The organism is Paraburkholderia tuberum STM678 (genome assembly GCF_902833905.1).
Lineage (GTDB): Bacteria > Pseudomonadota > Gammaproteobacteria > Burkholderiales > Burkholderiaceae > Paraburkholderia > Paraburkholderia tuberum.
This window is the reverse complement of sequence record NZ_CADFGP010000018.1, coordinates 127,282-153,879: the sequence shown is the minus strand read 5'-3', so window position 1 is coordinate 153,879 and position 26,598 is coordinate 127,282. Positions and strand designations below refer to the sequence as shown.

Genomic DNA, 26,598 nt, shown 5'->3' with positions numbered 1-26,598 from the left:
CACCCTTGCCGTTCAGCTAGCACTTCCCCTTGCCGGGTGTGCAGAGGACTTTCACCCCCAAGTCATCCGGCTCGCCACCACAGCGGGTCGGACAGCGCCAGTCACGGCGCTACGCGCCATGCCTGGCGCACCAAAAAAAACCGCCCGGATTTCTCCGGGCGGTTTCGTCGAACCGGCGGTGTCGGCCGCGAGGCTCTCGTATCAGTGCAGCTGGTCGGCCATCAGGCTCATGATCTGCTTGGCCTGCGAGCTTTCGTCGAGTTGCCCCTTGTCGTCGACCACGGCCACGCGGGTCTGATTCGGCGTCACGGCGCGCACGTTCACGCGATACTGCTTGGCGACCTTCTCCTTCTTGCCGTGGAAGACCTGGCTCCAGAAGCCCTGCTCGGCCGACGACATATCCTTCGGATCGACGTAGCGCACGAAATAGAGGCCGCGGCTCATGTCGCGATCGTCGACCGTGAAATTGCTGCGATCGAGTGCGAGGCCCACGCGCAGCCACGCGCGGTCATACGGCTCGCCGAGCGTGAGTTCGGTCGATGAGAGCTGCGCCGACGTGTTGTTGGACGAATCCGCGTCCGGCATAGGCGGTTGCGCCGCGAGCGCGACGTTCTGCGCGACAACGGCGGCCGTCGCCGACTTCGCACCCGCCGTCGCCGCGTTCGGCGCGATCTGCGTGCCCGCGGGCGACAGCTCGGCGTTCTGTGTGCCACCCGCGTTGCTACCCGAATCGGCCCGCGCGAGCGAGACCATCAGGCGCTTCAGGTATTCCTGCTCGAGCGCCGGGTCGTTCGGCTTGGGTTGCCACTGGGTCGACTCGTTGTTCGTACCGGTGATCGCCTCACGCATGCCTTTCTGGCTGACGAACACATAGGTGCCGCCGTTCGGCGCCGCTTCGAGACGCGTGCGGAACTTGTTGCGCTCCGAACTCACGTAGCTGTTGCCCATCGCCTTCGACAGCGTGTTGCGGATAAAGCCGTCGTTGATCTGCGCGTGGGTTTCGTTCCAGTCGGTTTCCATCACGCCCTTGTCGCGCTGGTCGACGACGAGCAGGAAGCCCTGCTCCTGCCAGAAGCGGCGGATTTGCGGCCAAGCCTGATCGGGCGTTTTGTTGTCGATCACGAGCCAGCTCTCGGTGCCGTCGCGCTGGATGTGGATGCCCTGGACGGGCGGCACGACCGCGACCGCGTCGCCGGCCGGCGCCTGTGCCTGCACCTGTTTCAGCGTGGACAGAGAGGTTTCGCCGCCCTGCGGCGGCAGCGAACGCTGATCGGCCGTCTCGTCGATCATGTTCGGCGGTACGGCAAGCGATACCTGCTTCGAACGGGAGTCGCTCCTATAGTCGATTTTGGTCGGCGACGAGGTGCCGCAGCCGGCGACCAGCCCGCCTGCCATGAGCATTACTGCAAACCGCTTGGTGAGACGAAAATCAGTCATGTTCGGGGAATCCTTCCGCTACGCCACGGCAAGTTTCCGTGGATCAACCCAACATTTTACCGGTCCCGGCGAGGCCTGTGCAAAAACTGGGGTTTGCCCGCGAATCGCCGCATGCCACGGCTACGAAGCGACCACGGGAAAAAAGTCCGCACCCATCATGCTATTTGCCTTCTTATGAGGTAAATTTAACACTAAATAACACTTTCGAGTTGACCTTGGGAGTATTCCCAAGTCTTTGCCGGAGGCCCGCCGAATAAGGGCTTCCGGTCTGCATGCGGCTTGTTTTTAAACATGGCGCGCGGTCCTGTCCGCCGCGATGTGCAAAGACCAGAAAAAACCAGCGCTAGATTAATCGAGTTATCTCAATAAAAAATCCGGCGCCAAACGAGGAAGGCCTCATGTCCCAGTCCTGTCTCAATCCATCCGCGATCGCCTCGGCGATCGCCGTCGTCGCGTGCTGCGCGAGCTTCGGCGCGCATGCCGAATTGGGCGGCACGATGCCGAGCCAGGCGGTGTCGGGCGCGAGCGCGCCGCGCACGCTGCTCAATGGCGCACTGCGCGAGCGCACGTGGACCGACGCTGGCAATACGACCATCAACGAATACGCGACCAGCACCGGCCTGATCGTCGCCTACGCGTGGCAAGGCCCGACGATGCCGGATCTGCACGCGCTACTCGGCAAATACGGCGACTCGTACAAGACAGGCGCCGCGGCGGCGGCCGGCAGCGGCAATCTGCATTCGTCGCGGGTCACGCGCGCCGACGTGATCGTCGAGTCCGGCGGACCGATGCGCGGCTACGTCGGCCGCGCGTGGCTGCCGGCGGCTTTGCCCGCCGGCATCACCTCTGACGACATCCAGTAACGCGTGCGCCCCGCACGCGTCGCTCGCGCCCCCTTCACGCCTGAGTTCCACCCGACGGATCGCCACGCCATGAAATCCGCCTTGCGTTTCCATGCCCTGCTTCTGATCGTCTGCGCGGCCCTCGTCGGCTGCGGCGGCGGAGGCGGCAGTTCCTCGTCCAGCTCGTCCGGCTCGGGCTCGACGCCGTCCGCGACCGCGCCGACCTCGTCGACCAGTTCCACGAGCGCGTCGAACACGACGCAGAGCGCGAACGTGCCGCAATCGACCACGCCCAACGTGCAGCTGGTCACGGTCGGCGTATCGCCCGGCAGTACGCGCAACATGCTGACGACGAGCGTCACCGTCTGCCAGGCCGGCACCAGCAACTGCGCGACGATCGACGACATCCAGGTCGACACCGGCTCGAACGGCCTGCGCATCCTCGCATCGGCGCTGCCGACGACCCTGTCGCTGCCGAGCATCGCCGCGGGCGGCGGCGTGAGCGCCGAATGCGCGGTGTTCGGCAGCGGTTATGCGTGGGGCTCGATCCGCAACGCGGACGTACGCATGGCTGGCCAACAGGCGTCATCGATTCCGATCCAGGTAATCGCCGACAGTGCGCTGCCCGCCGCACCCACCGACTGCGCGAACTCCGGCGCGTCGCTGCTGACGGTGTCGAGCCTGCACTCGAACGGGATCCTCGGCGTGGGCCTGTTCCCGGTCGACTGCGGCAACGGCTGCTCGAACTCCGCATTGCCGCGCTGGTACTACAGCTGCACGACGAGCGGCTGCACCGCAACCGCGCAGCCGCTCGCACAGCAGGTGACCAACCCGGTCAGCAGCTTCCCGCTCGACAACAACGGCGTCGTGATCGACCTGCCGGCCGTCGCCGATGCGGGCGCGGCCAGCGTGTCGGGCTCGTTGATCTTCGGCATCGGCACCCAGTCGAACAACACGCTGACGAGCCCGAACGTCCTGAAGGCGAACGCCGCGACCGGCTACGTGACGACGAACTCGGGCGGTCAGACCTATGTGGTGAGCTATCTCGACAGCGGCTCGAACGGCCTGCTCTTCCACTCGACGCAGTTCCCGTTGTGCGGCTTCTGGTACTGCCCGACTTCGACGCAGTCGGCGAGCGCGTCGATCACCGGCATCGATGGCGTGTCGAGCACGGTGTCATTCGACATAGCCAATTCGAGCACGCTGTTCTCATCGTCGAACAACGCGTTCGACAATCTCGCCGGCAATTCGAGTCAGGGCTTCGGCTGGGGCTTGCCGTTCTTTTACGGCAAACGCATTTACACGGCGATTGCGGCGCGCAATACGTCGGCCGGCCAGGGGCCGTATTACGCGTTCTGAGGTTGATTGGGTTGGATGCGCAGCGATGGCGCGAGACGCGGACGGGAACTCAGCCCGCCGCGCTGGCGGGTTGCGCAGCCGGCGCGGCCAGCTTTGCCGGCGCGAGCCAGCGGAATACGTCCAGCTCTTCGCCGTGGAACGTGCACTCGGCGGCGGCCGGCGTGCTGACCCTCTTCGGCTCGGCCTGCTTCGCGGCCACGTTGACGTCCATCGCCGCTTGCGATGCCGATGCCGCGAGCGGCGCGGAGACCGCCACCTCGGACGCGCTTACCCGATGCTCGATCGTCCCCTCCACCACGACGCGCGAGCCGCGAATCGCGGCCCCGCGATGCGTGACCCGCAGCGTATCCGACGACATCCCCGACGGCGCCTCGGCCAGCTTGCTGCGCATCAATTGTTCGCATGCGCCCGAGTTGCGGGTACCGATCGTGCAGGCCGCCAGCAGCGCCACGGCGCTCGCGACACAGGCGATAGAGAGAAGGCGAATCTTCATCGATGTTCCGTTGTTCCAAGCCTCGGTCATTGTAGCTTACGACCCCGTCGCCGGGCTTCGCGGCCGCCTGCCGCTTGACCTTGACCCAGCGCATCGGCATTGTGTTGACCGGTCGCGCCCTCGATGGCGCAGCCGGCAGCCCGGTTGCCCACATTGCGCGGCGAATTCAAAACGACTCTACCCCCGGTAACGATCTCGGCTTCATCATGCTCAGCCTCGTCCTGCTCGCGATCGTCGCCTACGCCGCGACCAATATCGACAACCTGTTCGTGCTGCTCGGTTTTCTGACCGAAACGGGCGTGGAGCGGCGCCGCGTGGTCGCGGGACAGTACGCGGGCTCTTTGATCCTCGTCGCCGCGGCGCTCGTGCTCGCGTCCTTGCTCACGCGCCTGCCGGCCGGTTATGTGGGCCTGCTCGGCTTGCTGCCGATCGTCGTGGGCCTGCACAAGGCCTGGCAGCGCTTCGGTCCCGGCCACGCGCGGCGCAACGCCAGCGAAGATAGCGAGGACAGCCGCGCAAGCGCTCCGCCATCCGTTCGCGGCTCATCGAGCTGGACCGTCGCGAGCGTCGCCATCGCCAACGGCTCGGACAACCTCGCCGTCTACGTGCCGCTGTACGCGAGTCGTACGCCCGCCGAGAACGCGCTGGTTTCGCTCGTGTTCGTCGTGATGATCGGGCTCTGGTGCGCGGGCGCGGCATGGCTGGTCGACCACCCGTTGCTCGGCGCGCCGATCCGACGATACGGCTCGGCGCTGCTGCCGCTGATCCTCCTCACGATAGGCGTATCGGTAATGGTGAACAGCGATACGTTGCGACTTTGGTCCGGCGCGTAATCAACGCGGGCCGTCGACGAAGACTGCGCGGCACGCAACGGCTTCGGCTTGCCGCCTTCAGCGTCGTAGTCTTCGTCTGCCGATCCTGCTTCGCCAGTCTCAATTCGCCGGCTGGGGCGGTTGCACGTATGTACGCACGCCCGCCAGCGGCGCGCCATAGCCGCCCGCGCTCGCGTTGTTCGGCAAGCCGTTGACCAGTTGCGCACGCGGATCGGTCGGATTCAGATTCAGCTCGCCCGCCTGCTGGTTGCCATGCGTCGGATACTCGCTGCCGCGCGCCGCCTGCGGCATCAGACCTGTACTGTTCTGCGGCGCGTTCATGTCGTTCTGCGCGCTGAGCCCCTGCGCGCCGGCCTGCCCGACGAACCCACATGCCAACGCCGCGCACGCGCAGATCCTCGCGAGGCCGGATATCTTCGCTACCCTTTTCATGTTCACCTCCTGCTCTGTGAGTTGACGACGCCTCGTAAGCTCACCCCTGAATCGAGTGCCGCGCGAGCGTCCCACGGCACCTTTCATGCGAGCGGCCGCTCGCTCGCCCCCTTCGGCAGCCGAGCAGGCCGCGGCCCACTCCACCTCGGCCCTTGACGCTTTCTCAATAATATGTTCCCATTGCGCACTATGTACCGCGCCCAGACCACCCTATCGCTACTACTAGCCCGCTCTACCGGGCTAGGTCTGCTGCTGCGCGCGTCCGCTTCTCTCTGATACACCGAAGCATCGCTTGAATCCCCAGTAACTGACCCAGCCCCGGTTTTCGACCGGCGGCCCAGTATCGCGTTTTCGTCGTCCGGTCGACACCCATTCCACGGTCTCTCCCCCGGATGATGAAAATGTTGAAAAACCCTGCTACCAAGTACCGTTCGTTCAAGCCGATCAATTTGACGGATCGCCAGTGGCCGTCGCGCACCATCACGCGCGCGCCGATCTGGATGAGCACCGATCTGCGCGACGGCAACCAGGCGCTGTTCGAGCCGATGAACGCCGAGCGCAAGATGCGCATGTTCAAGACGCTGGTGCAGATCGGCTTCAAGGAAATCGAAGTCGCGTTTCCGTCGGCGTCGCAGACCGATTTCAACTTCGTGCGCGAGCTGATCGAGGGCGGCCATATTCCTGACGACGTGACGATCGAAGTGCTCACGCAGGCGCGCGACGATCTGATCGAGCGTACTTTCGAATCGTTGCGCGGCGCCCCGCGCGCGATCGTCCATCTGTACAACGCGACCGCGCCGGAATTCCGCAAGATCGTGTTCGGCCTCGAAAAGAGCGGCGTGATCGAACTCGCGCAGAAGGCCGCGCGCACGATGAAACGCCTCGCCGACGCGCAACCGGACACGCACTTCACGCTGCAATACAGCCCGGAAGTGTTCAGCGGCACCGAACTCGAATTCGCGAAGGAAGTCTGCGACGCGGTGTTCGACATCTGGCAACCGACGCCCGAGCGCAAGGCGATCGTCAATCTGCCGGCCACCGTCGAAATGGCCACGCCGAACGTCTACGCCGACCAGATCGAATGGATGCACCGCAATCTCGCGCGTCGTGACTCGCTGATCGTCTCCGTCCACCCGCATAACGACCGCGGCACGGCCGTCGCGGCCGCGGAGCTCGCGGTGATGGCGGGCGCGGATCGCGTCGAAGGTTGTCTGTTAGGCAACGGCGAGCGCACCGGCAACGTCGACCTCGTCACGCTCGCGTTGAACCTGTACACGCAGGGCGTCGACCCCGAGCTCGATTTCTCGAACATCAACGAAGTCGCGCGCACGGCCGAGGAATGCACGCAGTTGCCGGTGCATCCGCGTCATCCGTATGTCGGCGATCTCGTCTTCACCGCGTTCTCGGGCTCGCACCAGGACGCGATCAAGAAGGGCTTCGCCGCGCAGAAGCCGGACGCGATCTGGGAAGTGCCGTACATGCCGATCGATCCGAGCGACCTCGGCCGAACCTACGACTCCGTGATTCGCGTGAACAGCCAGTCGGGCAAGGGCGGTATCGCGTACCTGCTCGAGCAGAGCTACGGCGTCGTGTTGCCGCGCCGTCTGCAGGTCGATTTCAGCTCGGCCGTGCAGCGTTTCACCGACCAGAGCGGCCAGGAAGTCACGCCCGCGCAGATCTGGGAACTGTTCCAGCAGGAATACGTGCGCACGGCCGAGCCGGTCCGCTATATCAGCCACAGCCTGTCCGAGCATGACGGCCGCGAGCACATCAAGCTCAACGTCGAAATCAACGGCACGCCGCGCGTGCTGAGCGGCGCCGGCAACGGCCCGCTCGACGCGCTGATGCACGCCTTCGACGTGCCCGTGCGCATCCAGCACTACGAGGAACGCGCGCTCACGCAGGGCGCCGATGCGCGCGCGATCGCGATCGCCGAAATGGCCGGCACCGATGTGGCCGGCAGCGCGTTCGGCGTCGGTGTCGATGCTAACCTGATCACCGCGTCGATCCGCGCGGTGATCAGCGGCGTGAACCGCGCGTATGCACGCGTGAACACGGATGCCCAGGAGCGCTTCTTCGACGCCGCGCTGAGCGACGCGACGGTGTGAGGCCAGCGTCTGCCGCGTTGAACGTGCGGCACGCCGCATGTTCGACGGGCTGACGACAACGAAGAGGGGGCGTTTCGACGCCCCTTCTTTTTTAATGTGGATTTATCCGCGTCAACGTTTCGGCCGACGGTCAATGAAACACGTCCCGGCCGAAGTACTTCAGCGAAATCCGCTGATACGTACCGTCTTTTCTCATGCCGGCGAGCGCGTCGTCGATCGCCAGGCGCAGCTTCGGATTGCCCTTGCGGATCAGTACGGCCGACTTGTCGCTGCTATCGGGCGACGTATCGACCGCGACGACCTTGATCCTCGCCTCGGGCTCGCGCTTCCTGTAGTCGAGAAACGACAATGAATCGTTGACGGTCGCGTCGACGCGGCCCGCGACCAGCAGCTCGATCGATTCGTCGAAGCCCTGCGCCGGGATCACCTGCGCGCCGTGCGCGGCCGCGATCCTGCCGACGTTGCTGGTCAGCGTATTGGCCGATTTGCGGCCCTTCAGGTCGTCGAAAGATTTGATCGTCGTGTTATCCGATGCGACGATCAGCACCGCGTGCGACGTGATGTACGGGTCCGAGTAATCGTATTTGAGCTTGCGCTCGTCGGTGATCGCGACCTCGTTGATCACCGCGTCGTAGCGATTGACGTCGAGACCGGCGACCAGTCCTTCCCATTTGCCTTCGATGAATTGCGGCTTGACGCCGAGACGCTGCGCGATCGCGCTCCCAAGCTCGACGTCGAAGCCGGTCAGCTTGCCCGCGTCGTCGTGGTAGGTGAACGGGGCGTACGTACCTTCGGTGCCGATCCGGAACACGCCCGATGCCTTGATCCGCGCGAGATCGTCGGCACTAGCCGGATGCGCGAGTGCTGCCTGCAACAGCGCAATCATCGCAAGTGAACGAATCGGCTTCATCGGACGGCTCCGTCTGAGTGGCTGCGCGGGTGGCGGACTGCCGCGTTTGGCGGGGAGTGCCGGCGTGCGGCCGGCTGTGTGGGCCGACTGTAGCAAACCGTCCGCGATTTTCAAAGCGCTTCGCGCGCGGTGCGTCGATCCGCACAGGTCAGCCGCTGCGCTCTGCCGTCGAGCACATGGCGCAGGCAAAAAGGCCCCGCAAGCGCTCATGCTTTCACGAGCCTTTGCGGAGCCTTTTCGCGGAGCTTTCGGGTGGGTCGGCGTGTCGGCGCGCCGCTCAGTACGTCTCCAGATGCAGCCGCCCTTCCCGCTTCAGCTTCGCCCACAACGCTTCCCAATCGATCTGATGCTGCTCGCCGATATCCTTGAGCGCCTGCAGCACACCGTCCTCCATGCCCTTGAGGCCGCACACGTAGATATAGGTGTTGTCGTCCTTCAGCAGGTTCGCGACGTCGGCCGAACGTTCGCGCATTGCGTCCTGCACGTAGCGCTTCGCCTGTCCCGGGGTGCGCGAAAACGCGAGCGTGGTGTCGATGAAATCCTTCGGCAGATTCGTCAGCGGTCCAAAGTACGGCAGCTCCTCCTTGGTACGCGCGCCGAAGAACAGCATCAGCTTGCCGGTCGCGCCTTTGAGGCGCTTGCGGCGGCGATACTCGGTCATCGCGCGCATCGGCGCGGAACCGGTGCCCGTGCAGATCATCAGCAGATGCGAGTTCGGATGATTCGGCATCAGGAAGGTGCTGCCGAACGGACCGATCACGTTGACCACGTCGCCCTTCTTCAGATCGCACAGATAGTTCGAGCACACGCCGTCGATCGCGTCGCCGTGCTGCTGCGACACCCGCTTCACCGTCAGCGACACGTTGTTATAGCCGGGCCGCTCGCCATCGCGCGGACTCGCGATCGAGTACTGGCGCGCGTGATGCACGCGGCCGTCGGCGGCAGCACCCCGCGGCAGAATGCCGATCGACTGGCCTTCGAGCACCGGAAACGGCATCGAGCCGAAATCGAGCACGATGTGATGGATGTCGCTCGACGTCGCGCTGTCGGTGAGCAGGTAGTTGCCGACCACCGTCGCGATGGTCGGCGCCTTATGCGTGTAGAGATTCACGTACGGCTTCGCGGCCGACCACGGCGGCACGAGCGCGCCGCGCACGGTATCCACTTCGATGCCGTCTGCTTCGGCGGCGCTGTCGCCCGCGGTGGACGCGGCCACCGGTTCTTCAGCCGGCACCGCCATCGTGTTCTGCTCCGGCAACACGTCCCACGTAAACTGCTCGTCGATCGAATACGCGTCGGCCTTCAGCACGGTGCGCCAGTTGTCGATCGCGCCGGTCGGGCACGGCGGCACGCAGGCCATGCAGCCGTTGCAGACGTCGGCCTTCACGACGTAGTTGTTGTCGTCGTGCGTGATCGCATCGACCGGACAGGTCTCCTCGCAGGTATTGCAGCGAATGCAGATCTCCGGATCGATCAGATGCTGCCGCAGAACTTCGACCGATACTGGCCCGTTCATGGCTTCCTCGCCTGCTTCAATTGAAGCGCACGTATTCGAAATCGACCGGCTGACGGTTCACGCCCATCGCGGGCGGCGCGATCCAGTTCGCGAACTTGCCCGGCTCGGCGACGCGGCCCATCAGCGAAGCGACGAACGCGCGGTCTTCCGGCGTGGCGAGCCAGTTCGCTTCGTTGGCGGCCCATTCGGCTTCGCTGAGCACGCGGCCCTCCGGTGACACCCGCGTGCCCGCGAACGTGCCGATCTGCCGGTTGAACGCCTTGTGCGGCACCGTCATGCGAAAGTCGATGCCGGCCTTCTCGAGCACCTTGTTCCAGCGCCCAACGCCCGCAACCGAGTCCTTGATGTAATCGTCGCGCAGCACTTCGTTCATCGCGTTGAGCATCGGCACTTCGCGCTCGACGAGCTTGCCGTCCTGCACGTCGAGCAGCTTGTAAGCAAGCTCGTTCAGGCGATGATCGTCGTCGCGCTTGCCTTCCTCGTAGCGGCCCTTCAGACCCGAGCTATAGAACGTCGCCGCGTTCGACGAATGATCGGCGCCGAACAGGTCGATCGTGACCGAGTAATGGAAGTTCAGATAGCGCTGGATGGTCGGCAGATCGATCACGCCGGCCGCGCGGATCTTCGCGACGTCGCCGGTGCCGAGTTCGTTCATCACCTGAGCGGTGCGCTGGATCACGCGCGACACGCCCGATTCGCCGACGAACATATGATGCGCTTCCTCGGTCAGCATGAACTTCGTCGTGCGCGCGAGCGGATCGAAGCCCGACTCCGCGAGCGCCGACAACTGGAACTTGCCGTCGCGGTCGGTGAAGTACGTGAACATGTAGAACGCGAGCCAGTCCGGCGTTTTCTCGTTGAACGCGCCGAGAATGCGCGGATTGTCCTCGTCGCCCGAGCGACGGCCGAGCAAGGCTTCAGCTTCCTCACGACCGTCGCGCCCGAAGTAGCGATGCAGCAGATACACCATCGCCCACAAGTGGCGGCCTTCCTCGACGTTGACCTGGAACAGGTTGCGCAGATCGTACAGCGACGGCGCGGTCAAACCGAGGTGACGCTGCTGCTCGACCGAGGCCGGTTCCGTATCGCCCTGCGTGACGATGATGCGGCGCAGGTTCGCGCGATGCTCGCCGGGCACGTCCTGCCACGCGGCTTCGCCCTTGTGCTCGCCGAAGTGGATCTTGCGATCCTGCTCGCCCGGCGTGAGGAAAATGCCCCAGCGGTACTCGGGCATCTTCACGTAGTCGAAGTGCGCCCAGCCGCCCGCATCGACGCTGACCGCGGTGCGCAGATACACGTCGTAACCGTGCGAGCCTTCCGGGCCCATGTCGCCCCACCATGACAGAAAGTTCGGCTGCCATTGTTCGAGCGCGCGTTGCAGCGCGCGGTCGTCGGCGAGGTTGACGTTGTTCGGAATCTTTTCGCTGTAGTTGATCGAGGACATGGTCGGTTCCCTGGGTCAGTTCCCTGTTCGGAAGCTGCAGTGGCGAGAGGCGCGTATCGGCAGGCGGCGTCGTTCAGTCGGAGTGAGCGCGGCGCATCTCAGACGCGCGACACATCGAATTGCGCCTTGCTGCCCTTGCCGTACACCTTGAGCGCACCCTTCTCGCCCACTGCGTTCGGCCGGTTGAAGATCCAGTTCTGCCAGGCGGTGAGACGCCCGAAAATGCGCGTCTCCATCGTCTCCGGCCCATTGAAGCGCAGATTCGCTTCGAGGCCGGTCAAGGCATCGGGCGACATCGCCGCGCGTTCTTCGAGCGCGATGCGGATTTCGTCGGCCCAATCGATATCGTCAGGCGACGCGGTGACGAGACCGAGGCGCTCCGCGTCGAGCGCCTTGACCGGCTGACCGATCAGCGCGCGCGCCGCGTCGAGCGGCTCGGCTTCCTCGTAGAAGCGCCGCGCGAGCCGCGACTGATGCGTCACCATCGGATACAGGCCGAAGTTGACTTCCGACAGCGTGATCGCCGGCTCCTCGTCCTCGTTGTCGGGCAGCGCGGCCATGTAGGTGCGATCGGCGGCGAACGCGAGTTCCGCGAACGTGCCGGCGAAGCATGAACCCGGCTCGATCAGCGTGAAGATGGAGCGCGACGACACGTCGAGGCGCGCGAGCGTGCGGCGCAGCATGCCGATCGTTTCGCGCACGAACCAGTGATCCTTGTGCTGCAGCAGCGTCGCATCGACTGCGAGCAGGTGGCGCGCGTCGCCTTCGGTCTTGAACACCCAGGTGCCGATGTCGAGCGCGTTGGTGCGCATCGAGAGGATCGCGTCGTCGAGTTCGCGGGCGAATTGCAGCGGCCACCAGTTGGCGCCGGCCGCGGCGATCGCGGCGAGGTCGGTCGGTTGCCCGGTCTGTGGCGCGCACGCGGTGAAGGTCGCCATACGTTTCGCGCGATCGATCGTGACGTTGACCGTCTGATAGCTGAGGCCAGCTTCGCGATCCGTGCGTTCGATGCGCGTGAGCGCGACGCCCTGCACATCGGCCGGACGATCGCTGTGCGCGCCGAGTTCGAGCGCGCGCGCCTGAATGGCCTGCTCGAACTGGTTCGGCTTCACAACTTCGTCGACGAGACGCCAGGCCTTCGCGCGTTCGCCGCGCACGCCCTCGACCACCGTGCAGAAGATATCCGCGCGATCGTGGCGCACCTTGCGCTTATCGGTCACGCGCGTGAGTCCGCCGGTGCCGGGCAGCACGCCAAGCAGCGGTACTTCCGGCAGCGACACCGAAGAGGAACGATCGTCGATCAGATAGATTTCATCGCAGGCGAGCGCGAGTTCATAACCGCCGCCCGCGCACGCGCCGTTCACCGCGGCGAGAAACTTCAGCCCCGAATGGCGCGACGAATCTTCGAGCCCGTTGCGGGTTTCGTTCGTGAATTTGCAGAAGTTGACCTTCCACGCGTGCGATGACAGCCCCAGCATGAAGATATTCGCGCCCGAGCAGAACACCCGGTCCTTCAGGCTCGTCACCACCACCGTGCGGACTTCCGGATGCTCGAAGCGAATGCGCTGAATCGCGTCGTGCAGCTCGATGTCGACGCCGAGATCATACGAATTGAGCTTCAGCTTGTAGCCGTCGCGAATGCCGCCATCCTCGGCGATGTCGATGCCGAGCGTCGCGACCGCACCGTTGAAGCTGAGCTTCCAATGCTTGTACTGCGACGGCTCGGTGCGATAGTCGACCGGCGCGGCCTGAGCAACGGCGGTGGGTGCTGTGGACATGGGGCGTCTCCTGACTGGACGATGCAATCTGTTTTTTGAACAATAGTGCATCGCCATACCAGCGTAAAGCACTTTAGTGCATTTTTACGGGGAAACCCTGGCGCCCACGATCGGTCAGTTCACGCGCGCCTCGTCGGGGGCTTCCGCCGCGAGCCGCGCGGCGAGACGGTCGCGCAACTGCAGGTACGCATCGGCGAGCGTCTTTTCGCTGGTGTCGAACGACATGTCCGCGCGTCCGTACAGCTCGGCGCGCCCGGCGAGGATGCGCTTCAGGTCGTCCATCGCCTCGCGGTTGCCGGACATCGGCCGCAGATCGCCTTGCGCGACGACGCGGCGCATATGTTCCTCGGGCGTCGCCTGCAACCACACGGTGAAGCAGTGCGACAGCAGCACGTTGAACGTGCCCGATTCCGACACGAGCCCGCCCGGCGACGCGATCACCGCGTGCGGATGCTCGTGGATCACCGCCTCGAGCGCGCGTTGCTCGTAGCGTCGATACGCGCTCGCGCCGTACAGCGAATGAATCTCCGACGGCGGACAGCCCGCGAGCTGTTCGATCACGCGCGTGAGCTCGATGAACGGCACCTTGCGCTCCTGCGCGAGCATGCGCCCGAGCGTCGACTTACCCGCGCCGCGCAGGCCGATCAGCGCGATGCGGTCCTTGCGGTGCGGGTCGCGCGGCGCCTGCGCGAACATCTCGGCGAGCGCGATGCGCGCGCGCTGCAGTGCCGCCTGGTCGCGCCCCTGCAGCAGCTCGCGGATCAGCAGCCATTCGGCGGACGCGGTGGTTTCGTCGCCGATCACCTCGGCGAGCGAGCAGTTCAGCGCGGCCGCGAGCTGCCGCAGCACCAGCACCGACGCATTGCCGACGCCCGATTCGAGGTTCGCCAGATGCCGCTCCGACAAACCGGTTTCGGCCGCCAGCGTCTTGCGCGTCATGCCGCGGCGCGCGCGCAGCAAACGCACACGCTCGCCCATCGCGGTCAGGAACGGATCGCGTTCTTCGCGCTCGCCGCCACGTTCGGCCGTGCGTTCACCCGCGCGCTCGGTGCGTTCGGCGCGGGCCGCGTCGTCGTCGGTTTCGTCCAACGGTGCGGGAGGGTACTTTTGATTCATGTTTTGCGACCTCGTGACTACGATACATGTACTATAGTGCTTGACATGCACCAGGTGAACGGTTTAATTTTCGCCAAAAGCTGATCCAATCACAAACACAGTCGCGCGCCGCCTTGGCATTCCGGCCGCGTCACGGAGACGGCGCCGCAATACGCATGCACCCAAGTTCCGGCGGCCGGCGATCCGGCGGCCGGCGACCCGGCGGCCGGCCTGCGTGAGCGCGCTTCTGGAGGCTCGCATGTCCCCACAGGAATTCCAGCGCCTGATCGCAGGCGTCACTGGGCAACTCGCCGGGCGGCCGCTCGACGACGACACGCACGGCTTTTCCGTCGACGTCGTCGACATGCAGGACATTGCCGGTCCGCACCACGTCCATCCGCACGGCGAGATCGATCTGATCATGCCCCTCACCGACGGCGCGACGTTCGACGGCCATCCGGCCGGCTGGTGCGTGTACGGCCCCGGCTCGGCGCATCGTCCGACCGTCGCGAACGGCCGGGCGCTGGTGCTGTATCTGCTGCCGCAAGGGGCGATCGAATTCACGCGCGCGTGAGCCGCGAGCAGATCACGATCACACAAGAGCCGGACCGTGTCCACGGATGGAGGAGACATATGGAAGCCCTGCTGGAAACGAGCGCACGCGAGCCGGTTGCGCCGCCGCCCCCGCTGTTCAACTTCGCGAGGCATCTGTTCCAGTTGAACGAAGCGCGCGCGAGCAAAGTCGCCTATATCGACGACTACGGCGCGATGACCTACGGCGAACTCGAACAGCGCGCGCGGCGCTGCGCCAGCGCACTGCGTGCGCTCGGCGTGCATCCCGAGGAACGCGTGCTGCTCGTGATGCTCGACACCGTATCGCTACCGGTCGCATTTCTCGGCGCGCTTTACGCCGGCATCGTGCCGGTCGTCGCGAACACCTTGCTGAGCGCCGCCGACTATACGCACATGCTGACGCACAGCCACGCGCGAGCGGTGATCGTATCGGAACCGTTGCTACCTAACGTGACGGAGGCGCTGAGCAGCATCGACGACGACGGCTGCCAACCGATCGTCTCGCAGCCTCACGCCTCCATCGAAGCGCCGCTCGCGGCGCCCCGCTTCGAAACGCTGGTCGACACCGCGCTGCCCGCCGGCAAAGGCTGTGCAAGCAACGCGGACGACATCGCGTTCTGGCTCTATTCGTCGGGCTCGACCGGCAAGCCGAAAGGCACCGTCCATACGCACGCGAATCTGTACTGGACCGCCGAGCTGTATGCGAAGCCGGTGCTCGGCATCGTCGAGAGCGACGTGGTGTTTTCGGCGGCGAAACTGTTCTTTGCATATGGGCTCGGCAACGCGCTGACGTTTCCGCTGTCGGTCGGCGCGACCGCGATCCTGATGGCCGAGCGCCCGACCGCCGAGGCGATTTTCGCGCGCCTCGTCCGGCATCGCCCGACCGTGTTCTACGGCGTGCCGACCTTGTACGCGAACATGCTGGTGTCGCCCAACCTGCCCGCGCGCGCCGACGTCGCGATCCGCGTGTGCGCGTCGGCCGGCGAGGCGTTGCCACGCGACGTCGGCGAACGCTTCACCGCGCACTTCGGCGCCGAGATTCTCGATGGCATCGGCTCGACGGAAATGCTGCACATCTTCCTGTCGAATCGCGCGGGCGAAGTCGAATACGGCACGACCGGGCGCCCCGTGCCGGGCTACGAAGTCGAGTTGCGCGACGAAGCCGGGCGGCCGGTGCCCGATGGCGAAGTCGGCGATCTGTTCATCAAGGGGCCGAGCGCGGCGCTGATGTACTGGAGCAATCGCGAGAAAACGCGCGCGACGTTTCTTGGCGAATGGATCAGAAGCGGCGACAAATATCGGCGTCTCGCGAACGGCTGCTATGTCTACGCGGGCCGCAGCGACGACATGCTGAAAGTGAGCGGCCAATATGTGTCGCCGGTCGAGGTCGAGATGGTGCTCGTCGCGCATCCGGCGGTGCTCGAAGCGGCGGTGGTCGGCGTCGATCATGGCGGGCTCGTGAAAACGCGCGCGTTCGTCGTGCTCAAGCGCGACTTCATGCCGTCCGATCTGCTCGCCGAGGAACTGAAGACCTTCGTCAAGGAACGGCTCGCGCCGCACAAGTACCCGCGCGATATCGTGTTCACCGACGATCTGCCGAAGACCGCCACCGGCAAGATTCAACGCTTCAAGCTACGCGAACAGTCATAGGTGATTCATTGATGCAGAACCGAGGTACCGCCCCTGCCACTTCCTCCGCGAGTGCCGCCAGCCGCCTTGCCGAACTGCCGGCGAGCGCGTCGCATGGACCGCTGCGCATCGAGTACCGCTGGGTCAACGAGCAGGCGAATGCTCAGCAGGACGATTCGCCGATGGCGGTATTCCTGCACGAAGGTCTCGGCTCGATCGCAATGTGGCGCGACTGGCCGCAGACGTTATGCGCGCGACTCGGCATGCGCGGGCTCGTCTATTCGCGGCCAGGCTACGGACTCTCGACAGCGCGTGCGCCTGACGACAAATGGCCGGTCGATTTCATGACCGCACAGGCGCGCGACATCCTCCCCACCCTGCTCGACGCGCTCGATATCGACCTGCGGCAACGCCAACGCATGTGGGTGATCGGTCATAGCGACGGCGGCTCGATCGCGCTGCTCTATGCGGCGCTGTACCCCGATGCGCTCGCGGGCGCGGTCGTGATTGCGCCGCACGTATTCGTCGAAGACATCTCGGTGCAAAGCATCGCCCAAACGAAGCAGCTTTACGAAACCACCGATCTTCGCGCGAAGCTCGCCCGCTATCACGCGGACGTCGATTCCGCGTTCTACGGCTGGAACGATATCTGGCTCGACCCTGCGTTCAGGCGGTGGTCGATCGTCGAGGCGCTCGCGCCGATCCGTCGACCGCTGCTCGCGATCCAGGGCCACGACGACAACTACGGCACGATGGCGCAGATCGACACGATCGCCGCGCGCGTGCCGCACGCCCAACTCGTGAAGCTCGACGCATGCGGACACTCGCCGCATCACGACGCGCCCGCCGCGCTCAACGACGCCATCGCGGTGTTCGTGCGCGCACAACGATAAGCGGCGCCCGTCTGTTACCGATACTTCATAAAAATTACACGGATCGGCGATTATGCTGCTGCATCGCTGACCTCGGCACATCGATTGCGAGGCATCCCTTCCCCGCCCGGAGACAGTGCCATGCCCTTCGTGTCGAAGCCGATTCGTGCGCCCCGTCGCAAACGTTTGACGGGCGCCATCGCGGTGATCGCGCTGTGCGCGCTAGCAGGAGCGTGCAGCGACGACGCCCCGCCCGCCGGCACGAACACGATCAGTTCAACCGACCATTTCGCCGCTAACCCCGGCGACCCATCGATCGCCCCCCCGCCGGCCGACTCCGCGCCGCCGACGCTGACGATCCAGACACCGGCGGCACCCGCATCCGAAGCCGGCACGGCGCTGTCCGCCACCTCGCCGCCGCTGGCCAGCCCCGTCATCCATACCGTCGATTGAGAATCGCGCCGCGCGCGGCGGCTAGCCCGCCTTCGCGCGTCCGACGCAGCATCGCCGTTTCAGCACCGCAATGTGTCGTCCCCGTGCCTTTTTCCTCCACCGAAGATCAAAGCCACCACCGCCCCCCCATGACCTCAAACAATCGTCGTGATTTTCTGCGCTCGGCCGCCCAAGCCGCCGGTTCCTTCACCGCGTTGAGCATGCTGCCGCCGGGCATCCGCAATGCGCTCGCGATTCCGGCCAACAACCGGACCGGCACGCTCCGCGACGTCGAGCACATCGTCGTGCTGATGCAGGAGAACCGTTCGTTCGACCACTACTTCGGCACGCTCAAAGGCGTGCGCGGCTTCGGCGACACGCGCGCGATCAACCTCGCGAACGGCCAGCCGGTGTGGTATCAGCCGCAAACCGCCGATGCCAGCGGTGCCAGCTACGTGCTGCCGTTCCGTCCGGGCGCGCCGAACCTCGGCCTGCAATTCCTGCAGGATCTCGCGCACGACTGGAACTCCACGCACGCCGCATGGAACGGCGGCCGCAACGATCAGTGGGTACCGTCGAAAGGCGCGACCACGATGGCCTACCTGACGCGCGACGACATCCCGTTCCACTATCAGCTCGCCGACGCATTCACGATCTGCGACGCCTACCACTGCTCGCTGATGGGTCCGACCGATCCGAATCGCTACTACATGTGGAGTGGCTGGGTCGGCAACGACAGCAGCGGCGGCGGTCCGGTAATCGACAATTCGGAACTCGGCTACGGCTGGTCGACCTACCCCGAAGTGCTGCAGAACGCGGGCATCTCGTGGAAGATCTATCAGGACATCGGCACCGGGCTCGACGCGAACGGCTCGTGGGGCTGGACGCAGAACGCGTACATCGGCAACTACGGTGACAACTCGCTGCTGTATTTCAATCAGTACCGCAACGCGCAGCCGGGCAACCCGCTATACGACAACGCGCGGACCGGCACCAACGCGGCCAACGGCGACGGCTACTTCGACATTCTGAAGCGCGACGTGCAGAACGGCACGCTGCCGCAGGTGTCGTGGATCGTCGCGCCCGAAGCGTACAGCGAGCATCCGAACTGGCCGACCAACTACGGCGCGTGGTACCTCGATCAGGTGCTGCAGATCCTCACGTCGAACCCGGACGTGTGGAGCAAGACCGTGCTGCTGATCAACTACGACGAAAACGACGGCTTCTTCGATCACATCGCCGCACCGTTCGCGGCCGCGTCGAGCGCGAACGGTTTGTCGACCGTCGACATCACGCACGAAATCTATGCCGGCGATGCGAAGAACGTCGCCGGGCCGTACGGGCTCGGACCGCGCGTGCCGATGCTGGTGGTCTCGCCGTGGTCCAAAGGCGGCTACGTGTGCTCGGAAGTGTTCGACCATACGTCGGTGATCCGCTTCATCGAAAAGCGCTTCGGCCAGCAGCACAATCTCGGCGAATCGAACATCACGCCGTGGCGTCGCGCGGTGTGCGGCGATCTGACCTCCGCGTTCAACTTCGCGAATCCGAACGCGTCGGTGCCGTCGCTGCCGGGCACGAGCGGCTACCTGCCGGCCGACCGGAACCGTCACCCGGACTACGTGCCGCAACCGCCGACGGTGCAGACGGTGCCGAAGCAGGAAGCGGGCGTGCGCCCGGCGCGCGCGTTGCCGTACGAACTGTTCGTGCGCGTCGACGAAGGCTCGAACGGCAAGCTGACGATGCGCTTCGTCAACACGGGCCGCGCGGGCGCGGTGTTCCTCGTGTACGCGGCCAATAGCGCCGACGCGCCGCGCAGCTATACCGTCGAAGCGGGCAAGCATCTGCAGGACGCGCTGCTGCTCAACGCCGACGGCAGCTACGACTTCAGCGTGCACGGGCCGAACGGCTTCCTGCGCCGCTTCGCGGGCAAGGTGGTCGCACGGAACTGGTGGAATGGTTCGGACACCGCACGGCCGGCCGTCGCCGAAGGCTACGATGTCGCGAACGGCAATCTGCAACTGCGGCTCGAGAACGTCGGCAGCGCGCGTTGCCAGTTCACGATCGTCAACGCGTACGACGCGAGCCATGTGATCAAGCATTCGGTACGCGGCGGCGACACCGACAATCTGTACCTCGATCTGCGCAACGCATACGGCTGGTACGATCTCGCGATCACCGTCGATACGGACCCGACGTTCGCGCGCCGCATCGCCGGTCATGTCGAGACGGCAAACAACAGCATGAGCGATCCGGCGCTGGGCGGCTGAGCGTCGCTGTAACCCAACGCTGCAAAAGCAACGGCCGCCGGCTCTTCGGGCACAGCGGCCGTTTTTTATCCAGCTCTCGAACGCAAGCCCGCAATCGCGCGCGCGCGTCTACGATTCGAAATCGAGCCCGCCGATCAACGTAACCGGCTCACCCTGCGTGTGCGTGGAGAAATCGAGTTCGCGCGCCTGGGTCCACGCATTGAGCTTGCGCGGCAGCGCGGCCAGATATCTGGCGAAACGCGTCGCTCCCTGCTCGCCCATCAGCCTTTCTATTTCGTCGCTGTCCCAGGTCAGATACAGATTCAACGGATGCGGATAATGACCGAGCTCATCGAGCGGCGTGGCGTGAATCCGCACGCGGGTGGGCTGACCCTGTTCGCCATGCGGCAACACGTCGGTGTGCACGGTCTTGGCGATACACGCGGCGATCGCCTCGGCAATGCGCGGCGCGAACTCCTGGTCGAAACGCATTGCACTCTCGGGGCGCATCCAATCTCTCCGCTGTGATTCCCATCGTGGGTTGGTCATCGTAGCAGACTCAGTTTTTCGCCGGTGAGATCGCGTCCGGACCGTGCGTCACCGCCTCGCGCAGCGTCTTGCGGATCACCTTGCCGGTGGCCGTCATCGGCAGGCTTTCGACGAAGCGAATCTCGCGCGGGTATTCGTGCGCGGCCAGACGCGTCTTCACGTGCTGCTGGATCTCGCGCACGAGTGCATCGTCGCCGACGAAACCCGCTTTCAGCACGACGAACGCCATCACGATTTCTGTGCGCTCGCGATCGGGGGCGCCGACCACGGCCGCCATCGCGACGGCCGGATGACGCAGCAGCGAATCCTCGATCGACGCCGGCCCAATCCGGTAACCGGCGCTCGTGATCACGTCGTCGCCACGACCGACGAAGCGAATGAAGCCGTCCGCATCGCGCGTGCCGAGATCGCCGGTCAGCAGAAACCTGCCGCGGAATTTGTCGTTGGTGGCCGCAACGTTCCGCCAGTAGCCGAGAAACATCACCGGATCGGGCGCGGCCACCGCGATATCGCCGATCGCGCCGGGCGGCAGCTCGTTGCCGGCGGCATCGACGATCGCGACATGGTGCCCCGGCACCGCGCGCCCGATCGCGCCGAAGCGCGGCTCGAACAGCGCCGCGCACGAGGACACCACGACGTTGCACTCGGTCTGCCCGTAGAACTCGTTGATCGTCACGCCGAGTGCGTCGCGCCCCCAGCCGATCAGTTCCTCGCCCAGCGATTCGCCGCCGCTCGCGACCGCTTGCAACGCGAGACGCAGATGAGCGGGCCGCCCGACGCCGCGCATCATCTTCAGCGCGGTCGGCGGTAGAAACGCATGGGAGACCGCGTGACGCGCGAGCAGATCGAACGCGGCGTGGCCGTCGAATTTCGCAAAACGGCGCGCCAGCACCGCGACACCGTGATGCCACGACGGCAGCAGCACGTCGAACAGACCGCCGATCCACGCCCAGTCCGCGGGCGTCCACATCAGCGTCGCGCGCGCGGGAAAGCCCTGCTGTGACATCTCCACGCCGGGCAGGTGCCCGAGCAAAACGCGATGCCCGTGCAACGCGCCCTTCGGTTTTCCGGTCGTGCCCGACGTATAGATGATGATCGCCGGATCGTCCGCGGCGGTGTCGGCCGGCGTGAACTCGGCGCAAGCGCCATTCAACGCCTGCCAGAACGACCGCACGGGCGCGTCCGATGCTTCGTCATCCTGCTCGATATCGACACTGAACACGTGTCGCAACTCGGGCAGCGCGCCGCGAATTTCGGCGATCTTTTGCACGCCGGCGTGATCGGTGATCAGCGCGAGCGCGCCGCTGTCGCCGAGCCGATGCTCGATCGCGTCCACGCCGAACAGCGCGAACAGCGGCACCGCGACCATGCCGGCCTTGTAGGCCGCGAGATGCGCGATGGCCGTTTCGATCGATTGCGACAGAAAGATGCCGATGCGCTCGCCGCGCCGCGCGCCCGCCGCGAGCAGCGCATTGGCGAAGCGGTCGGACAGGGCTTTCAGTTCGTCGAACGTATAACGGGTCGCGCGGCCGTCGGCGTCTTCGTAGATCAGCGCGAGACGCCCCGAGCCATCGGCCCACTTGTCGCATGTGTCGACGCCGATGTTGTAGCGCGGTGGAATACGCCACGCGAATCTGGCCGTGAGCGAATCGTAAGTCTCGCCGTCGAGGTTCATCGGGTCTCCTGGATATCGTCGTTGCCACTGCATGGCGTGATGCATGGTCCGTCGCTTGCTGCCTCTGCGCGCATGGCCGGTGTTCCGCAGTTTAGCCCACGGCCTTGCGCACTCGGTTAATGCATTGCCGTGCGCAACTGAATTCGCCAGATACGACATAGTCCCGCTCCTAATCGCCGACTCGTTGCGCTGAACTCAACGTTTTGCGACAACTCCTGTGCGATTCAAGCCCTTTACATCTGACCTGTGCCGCGCCCGTCTAGGATCGTTACACAGGTTCGGCGCGCATGTTGCGCCGCACGATCGCTACCGGATGACATATGCGCAAGGCAAGGTTTGCATCGTTCTGGCATGGCCCGGAACTTTCTCCCTACGAGATCGCCTGTCTGAATTCGTTCACGCTGTACGGCAGCGAGGTCGCGCTCTATAGCTACGAGCCGATCGACACTCTGCCGCCCGGCGTGATCGCGAAGGACGCGACCACGATACTGCCGCGCGACTCGCTGAACGACTTCCCGATTCACGGCGTACCGTCGATGGCGCATTTCACCGACTATTTCCGCTTCGTGATGTTCACGAGGACCGACGAGATCTGGGTCGATACCGATCTGCTGCTGTTGCGGGATTTCGATCTCAACGCCAAGGGCGACCTGATCGGGCGAGAGACCTCATCGAGCATCTGCACGGCGATGCTGCGGCTCGACCCGGATCAGCCGCGCTTGCACGAATTAATCGAACGTGTCGAAGCAATGAAGGGCACGGCACTGAAGTGGGGCGACACCGGCCCGCGTCTGCTGACCGCCATCTACGGCGTGAAGGCCGGTCTTCCCGAAAGCCTGTTCTATCCGGTGCACTTCAACGATTACTACAAGGTGTTCCTGCCGCGCTATTTCGACGAGTGCGCGGCGCTCTGTTCCAATGCGTACACGCTGCATCTGTGGAACAACCGGGTGGTCAAGATGGGCCTGTTCAAGCGCATCGGCCCCCCCGTTGGGTCGCTCCTGCACCACGTGTTCGAGCAAACCGGCGCCAACACGCTGTTTCGCGAGTTTTATCCGGCGAGCGTGATGCAGGCGATGATCGACAACGCGGTGGGCAAAGTCGGTAGCGACGAAGGCGTGCGCAAGCTGCTGCGCGTCGGCGTGCCGATGGTCACGACGGCCATCGCGCGCAGACTCGGCGCCTGAGTTCGCAGCTTCAGGTCGCGCCGCCCCTGCCCGAGCCCTGCGCCTGCTTCAGCACGAAGTCGATGAACGTCGCCGCCGCGCGCGTGTGATGCCGATCCGGCATGTACAGCATGTACATGTGCGTGCCGAAGATGCTGAGCCGCCAGGCATCGAGCGCGGTCAGCACGGCGCCGAGCTTCAGATCGTCCTGCACCACGTAGTCGGGCACGAGTCCGACACCGAGACCGGCCAGCACCGCCTGGCGCAAAAATAGAAAGTTTTCCGAAATAATCGTCGGTTCGAGCAGGACTTCATGACGCTCGTCGCGCAGATACGCGGCGAGCCGCAACTGCTTGCCGATCACGGCCGCGGTAATCAGCGGCGCGGTGCGCAGGTCGTCGAGCGTCGCGGGCATGCCGTGTGTCCGCACGAATTCGGGGGATGCGCAGGCCACGTACCGGACTGGCCCCATGTCCCGCGCGACGAGGTTTTGCGGCGGCTCCGACATCACGCGCACCGCGATGTCGATCTCGTCGCGCATCAGATCCTCGACGCGGTTCTCGAACATCACATCGAGCACGATACCCGGATACAGCCGCTTGAACGCGATCAGCCAGTCGGACATCACGAGCTGGCCATAGCCGCTCGGCACGCTGAGCCGCACGCGCCCCTGCAGGCTCTGGCCCAGTGTCGTCACCGACTCGCGCGCGGCCAGCAGCGCGTTGCGGATCGTGCGGCCGTGCTCGTAGAGCCGCAGACCGATCTCGGTCGGCTCGACGCGACGCGTGGTGCGGCGCACCAATTGCAGGCCGACCGAACGCTCGAGCTGATTCAGGTGATAGCTGACGTTCGCGCGGCTCATCTTGAGCCGGCGTGCCGCTTCGCTCAGATTGCCGGCGTCGAGGATGTCGACGAGCAGGGTCAGCGAGTTGACGTCCATCGCCCAGTCTTTGTCAAAATAATTTTGACAGTCTGTCAATCAACGGTGTAATTGTCAATGAACGCTGACCACTCCAGAATGGGACGATCCGGCGCGCCTCGCCATCCTCGAATGGAGACACCTACGATGACCCTTTCCTCCTCGGCCGACGTCGTCACGCGCGAATTGCACGGCAAGGTCCTGCTCGTCACGATCGACCACGCGCCGGTCAACGCGCTATCCGCCGACGTGCGGCGCGGCCTGCTGGCCGCGATCGAAGCCGCCGACGCCGACCGCGCGGTCGAAGCCGTGCTGATCGTCGGCGCGGGGCGCAATTTCATCGCCGGTGCCGATATTCGCGAGTTCGGCAAGCCGCCGGTGCCGCCTTCGCTGCCGGACGTGTGCAACCGCATCGAGGCATGCACGAAACCCGTGATTGCCGCGCTGCATGGCGCGGCGCTCGGCGGCGGGCTCGAAGTGGCGCTCGCCGCGCATTACCGGATCGCCGTCGACGGCGCGAAGCTCGGCCTGCCCGAAGTGCAGCTGGGTCTGCTGCCTGGCGCGGGCGGCACGCAACGCACGCCGCGTCTGATCGGCGCGCCGGCGGCGCTCGACCTGATGCTGAGCGGCCGTCACGCGAGCGCGAAGGAGGCGCTCGCGCTCGGCCTCGTCGACCGTCCCGGCGACAGCGGCGACATCCTCGCCGAAGGGCTCGCCTACGCGCACGAGCTGCTCGCCGCGCACGCGCCGGTACGCCGCACGCGCGACGCCGCCGCATTGATCGATCGCGCCGCGAGCCGCGCCGCCGTCGCGAAAGCGCGTGACGAAACCGCGAAGAAAGCGCGCGGCCTGTTCTCGCCGCTGAAAATCGTCGATGCCGTCGAAGCCGCGATCGAACAGCCCTTCGAGGAGGGCCTGAAGCTCGAACGCAAGCTGTTCCTGCAATGCCTCGACAGCCCGCAGCGCGCCGGCCTGGTTCACGCATTCTTCGCCGAGCGCGAAGTGCTGAAGGCGCCCGAAACGCGCGACGCGAAACCGCGCGCGCTCGAGGCGATCGGCGTGATCGGCGGCGGGACGATGGGCGCGGGCATCGCGGTCGCAGTGCTTGACGCGGGGCTGCCCGTCACGCTGATCGAACGCGACGAGGCGGCGCTCGCGCGTGGCCGCGCGCACATCGACAAGGTCTACGACGGGCTGATCGCGAGGGGCCGCCTCACCGCTGAGAAGAAAGCCGCGACCATGGCGCGCTGGAGCGGCAGCACGTCGTACGATGCGCTTGCTCACGCCGACCTCGTGATCGAAGCCGTGTTCGAAGATCTCGACGTCAAAAAGGCCGTATTCGCCGAGCTCGATCGCGTCTGCAAGTCTGGTGCGGTGCTCGCGACCAACACGTCGTATCTGGACATCGACGCGATCGCAGCCAGCATCTCGCGCCCCGCCGACGTAATCGGCCTGCACTTCTTCTCGCCCGCCAACATCATGAAGCTGCTCGAAGTCGTGGTGCCGAAGCAGGTCAGCGCCGACGTCGTCGCGACCGCGTTCGAGTTCGCGAAGAAGCTGCGCAAGACGCCGGTGCGCGCCGGCGTGTGCGACGGCTTCATCGGCAATCGCCTGCTTGCCGTGTACCGCGCCGCCGCGGACGCGCTGATGGAAGACGGTGCATCGCCGTATCAGATCGACGCGGCGGTGCGGGCGTTCGGCTTGCCGATGGGCCCGTTTCAGGTGGTCGATCTCGCGGGCGGCGACATCGGCTGGGCGGCGCGCAAACGCCGCGCGGCCACGCGCGACCCGAACGCGCGCTACGTGCAGATCGCCGACCGCCTGTGCGAGCTCGGCTGGTTCGGCCAGAAGACCGGCCGCGGATTCTATCTGTACCCCGAAGGATCGCGCGGCGGCATGCCCGATCCCGAAGTCGAGGCGATCATCGACGCCGAGCGTGCGCGCGCGGGCATCACGCCGCGCAGCTTCACCGACGAGCAGATCATGCGCCGCTATCTGGCCGCGATGATCAACGAAGGCGCGAACGTCGTCCACGAAGGTATTGCGCTGCGCCCGCTCGACGTCGACGTGACCCTGCTGTACGGCTACGGCTTTCCGCGCTACCGCGGCGGTCCGATGAAATACGCGGATAGCGTCGGCCTGCCGACGATTCTCGCCGACATCCGCGAGTTCGCTAAGGAAGACCCGCTGTTCTGGCGGCCGTCGCCGCTGCTCGTCGAGCTGGTCGAGCGCGACGCCGATTTCGCGAGCCTGAACACGACGGCCTGAACCACCACGAACACTGACGGAA

At 65.3% G+C, this 26,598-nt stretch carries 22 protein-coding genes; 11 read left to right on the top strand and 11 right to left on the bottom strand.

All coding sequences use genetic code 11. The annotated features are described in order from the left end of the window. Nucleotides 1-201: 201 nt before the first annotated feature. Complete coding sequence (bamC, locus tag HWY30_RS17970; RefSeq protein ID WP_090800943.1) at nt 202-1,437, bottom strand: outer membrane protein assembly factor BamC; 1,236 nt, start codon at nt 1,435-1,437, stop codon at nt 202-204. A 398-nt stretch (nt 1,438-1,835) separates the two neighbouring features. On the opposite strand from bamC, the gene HWY30_RS17965 reads away from it, so the two are divergent. Further along, entirely contained in the window at nt 1,836-2,300 is a 465-nt protein-coding gene (locus HWY30_RS17965) for a DUF2844 domain-containing protein (RefSeq protein ID WP_090800945.1), read from the top strand. Nucleotides 2,301-2,369: 69 nt separating this feature from the next. Then, nucleotides 2,370-3,638, top strand: a complete 1,269-nt coding sequence (locus HWY30_RS17960; protein ID WP_090800947.1) for a DUF3443 domain-containing protein — start codon at nt 2,370-2,372, stop codon at nt 3,636-3,638. Between the two features lie 49 nt (nt 3,639-3,687). Here HWY30_RS17960 and HWY30_RS17955 read toward each other — a convergent pair whose 3' ends face one another. After that, complete coding sequence (locus HWY30_RS17955; RefSeq protein WP_090805385.1) at nt 3,688-4,131, bottom strand: hypothetical protein; 444 nt, start codon at nt 4,129-4,131, stop codon at nt 3,688-3,690. 206 nt (nt 4,132-4,337) lie between these two features. Here HWY30_RS17955 and HWY30_RS17950 point away from each other — a divergent pair, with 206 nt between their 5' ends. Continuing rightward, nucleotides 4,338-4,964 carry a cadmium resistance transporter gene (locus tag HWY30_RS17950; protein WP_090805387.1) on the top strand — a complete coding sequence of 209 codons (627 nt, stop codon included), beginning with the start codon at nt 4,338-4,340 and terminating at the stop codon, nt 4,962-4,964. A gap of 99 nt (nt 4,965-5,063) precedes the next feature. Here the strand turns inward: HWY30_RS17950 and HWY30_RS17945 are convergent, their stop codons facing one another. After that, nucleotides 5,064-5,396, bottom strand: a complete 333-nt coding sequence (locus HWY30_RS17945; RefSeq protein WP_090800949.1) for a hypothetical protein — start codon at nt 5,394-5,396, stop codon at nt 5,064-5,066. Between the two features lie 401 nt (nt 5,397-5,797). Between HWY30_RS17945 and leuA the strand changes: the two genes are divergently transcribed. After that, nucleotides 5,798-7,504 carry a 2-isopropylmalate synthase gene (leuA, locus tag HWY30_RS17940; RefSeq protein ID WP_090805389.1) on the top strand — a complete coding sequence of 569 codons (1,707 nt, stop codon included), beginning with the start codon at nt 5,798-5,800 and terminating at the stop codon, nt 7,502-7,504. A 130-nt stretch (nt 7,505-7,634) separates the two neighbouring features. Here leuA and HWY30_RS17935 read toward each other — a convergent pair whose 3' ends face one another. From HWY30_RS17935 to HWY30_RS17915, 5 genes are all read right to left on the bottom strand, one after another. Beyond that, nucleotides 7,635-8,414, bottom strand: a complete 780-nt coding sequence (locus tag HWY30_RS17935; protein WP_090800951.1) for an amino acid ABC transporter substrate-binding protein — start codon at nt 8,412-8,414, stop codon at nt 7,635-7,637. A 277-nt stretch (nt 8,415-8,691) separates the two neighbouring features. After that, on the bottom strand, nt 8,692-9,930 hold the full coding sequence (boxA, locus tag HWY30_RS17930) for a benzoyl-CoA 2,3-epoxidase subunit BoxA (RefSeq protein WP_090800953.1): 1,239 nt from the start codon (nt 9,928-9,930) through the stop codon (nt 8,692-8,694). A 16-nt stretch (nt 9,931-9,946) separates the two neighbouring features. Continuing rightward, complete coding sequence (boxB, locus tag HWY30_RS17925) at nt 9,947-11,374, bottom strand: benzoyl-CoA 2,3-epoxidase subunit BoxB (RefSeq protein WP_090800954.1); 1,428 nt, start codon at nt 11,372-11,374, stop codon at nt 9,947-9,949. Nucleotides 11,375-11,472: 98 nt separating this feature from the next. Next, complete coding sequence (boxC, locus tag HWY30_RS17920; protein WP_090800955.1) at nt 11,473-13,152, bottom strand: 2,3-epoxybenzoyl-CoA dihydrolase; 1,680 nt, start codon at nt 13,150-13,152, stop codon at nt 11,473-11,475. Between the two features lie 114 nt (nt 13,153-13,266). Then, the gene (locus HWY30_RS17915; RefSeq protein ID WP_090800956.1) at nt 13,267-14,268 is read right to left on the bottom strand and encodes a helix-turn-helix transcriptional regulator; all 1,002 of its coding nucleotides are present in this window, start codon (nt 14,266-14,268) and stop codon (nt 13,267-13,269) included. A 238-nt stretch (nt 14,269-14,506) separates the two neighbouring features. On the opposite strand from HWY30_RS17915, the gene HWY30_RS17910 reads away from it, so the two are divergent. The 5 genes from HWY30_RS17910 to HWY30_RS17890 all read left to right on the top strand — a co-directional run bounded on the left by HWY30_RS17910 (nt 14,507) and on the right by HWY30_RS17890 (nt 20,020). Continuing rightward, nucleotides 14,507-14,821: a 4-hydroxylaminobenzoate lyase gene (locus HWY30_RS17910; protein ID WP_090800957.1), complete on the top strand. Its 315-nt coding sequence runs from the start codon at nt 14,507-14,509 to the stop codon at nt 14,819-14,821. Nucleotides 14,822-14,880: 59 nt separating this feature from the next. Beyond that, nucleotides 14,881-16,470 carry a benzoate-CoA ligase family protein gene (locus HWY30_RS17905; RefSeq protein WP_090800958.1) on the top strand — a complete coding sequence of 530 codons (1,590 nt, stop codon included), beginning with the start codon at nt 14,881-14,883 and terminating at the stop codon, nt 16,468-16,470. Between the two features lie 11 nt (nt 16,471-16,481). Further along, the gene (locus HWY30_RS17900; RefSeq protein ID WP_090800959.1) at nt 16,482-17,342 is read left to right on the top strand and encodes an alpha/beta fold hydrolase; all 861 of its coding nucleotides are present in this window, start codon (nt 16,482-16,484) and stop codon (nt 17,340-17,342) included. Nucleotides 17,343-17,462: 120 nt separating this feature from the next. Continuing rightward, nucleotides 17,463-17,774, top strand: a complete 312-nt coding sequence (locus tag HWY30_RS17895; RefSeq protein ID WP_090800960.1) for a hypothetical protein — start codon at nt 17,463-17,465, stop codon at nt 17,772-17,774. A 128-nt stretch (nt 17,775-17,902) separates the two neighbouring features. Continuing rightward, on the top strand, nt 17,903-20,020 hold the full coding sequence (locus HWY30_RS17890) for a phosphocholine-specific phospholipase C (protein WP_090800961.1): 2,118 nt from the start codon (nt 17,903-17,905) through the stop codon (nt 20,018-20,020). Between the two features lie 108 nt (nt 20,021-20,128). Here the strand turns inward: HWY30_RS17890 and HWY30_RS17885 are convergent, their stop codons facing one another. Together HWY30_RS17885 and HWY30_RS17880 are read right to left on the bottom strand one after the other, a co-directional pair. Next, nucleotides 20,129-20,509 (bottom strand): DUF5594 family protein, encoded by a 381-nt coding sequence (locus HWY30_RS17885; RefSeq protein ID WP_090800962.1) that lies wholly within the window; start codon nt 20,507-20,509, stop codon nt 20,129-20,131. Nucleotides 20,510-20,558: 49 nt separating this feature from the next. Further along, on the bottom strand, nt 20,559-22,223 hold the full coding sequence (locus HWY30_RS17880; RefSeq protein ID WP_090800963.1) for an acyl-CoA synthetase: 1,665 nt from the start codon (nt 22,221-22,223) through the stop codon (nt 20,559-20,561). A gap of 320 nt (nt 22,224-22,543) precedes the next feature. On the opposite strand from HWY30_RS17880, the gene HWY30_RS17875 reads away from it, so the two are divergent. Continuing rightward, nucleotides 22,544-23,410, top strand: coding sequence for a hypothetical protein (locus HWY30_RS17875; RefSeq protein WP_090800964.1), 867 nt, complete (start codon nt 22,544-22,546; stop codon nt 23,408-23,410). A gap of 10 nt (nt 23,411-23,420) precedes the next feature. Here HWY30_RS17875 and HWY30_RS17870 read toward each other — a convergent pair whose 3' ends face one another. Further along, on the bottom strand, nt 23,421-24,329 hold the full coding sequence (locus HWY30_RS17870) for a LysR family transcriptional regulator (protein WP_090800965.1): 909 nt from the start codon (nt 24,327-24,329) through the stop codon (nt 23,421-23,423). A gap of 126 nt (nt 24,330-24,455) precedes the next feature. On the opposite strand from HWY30_RS17870, the gene HWY30_RS17865 reads away from it, so the two are divergent. Next, nucleotides 24,456-26,576: a 3-hydroxyacyl-CoA dehydrogenase NAD-binding domain-containing protein gene (locus HWY30_RS17865; protein WP_090800967.1), complete on the top strand. Its 2,121-nt coding sequence runs from the start codon at nt 24,456-24,458 to the stop codon at nt 26,574-26,576. The last annotated feature ends 22 nt before the right edge of the window (nt 26,577-26,598 follow it).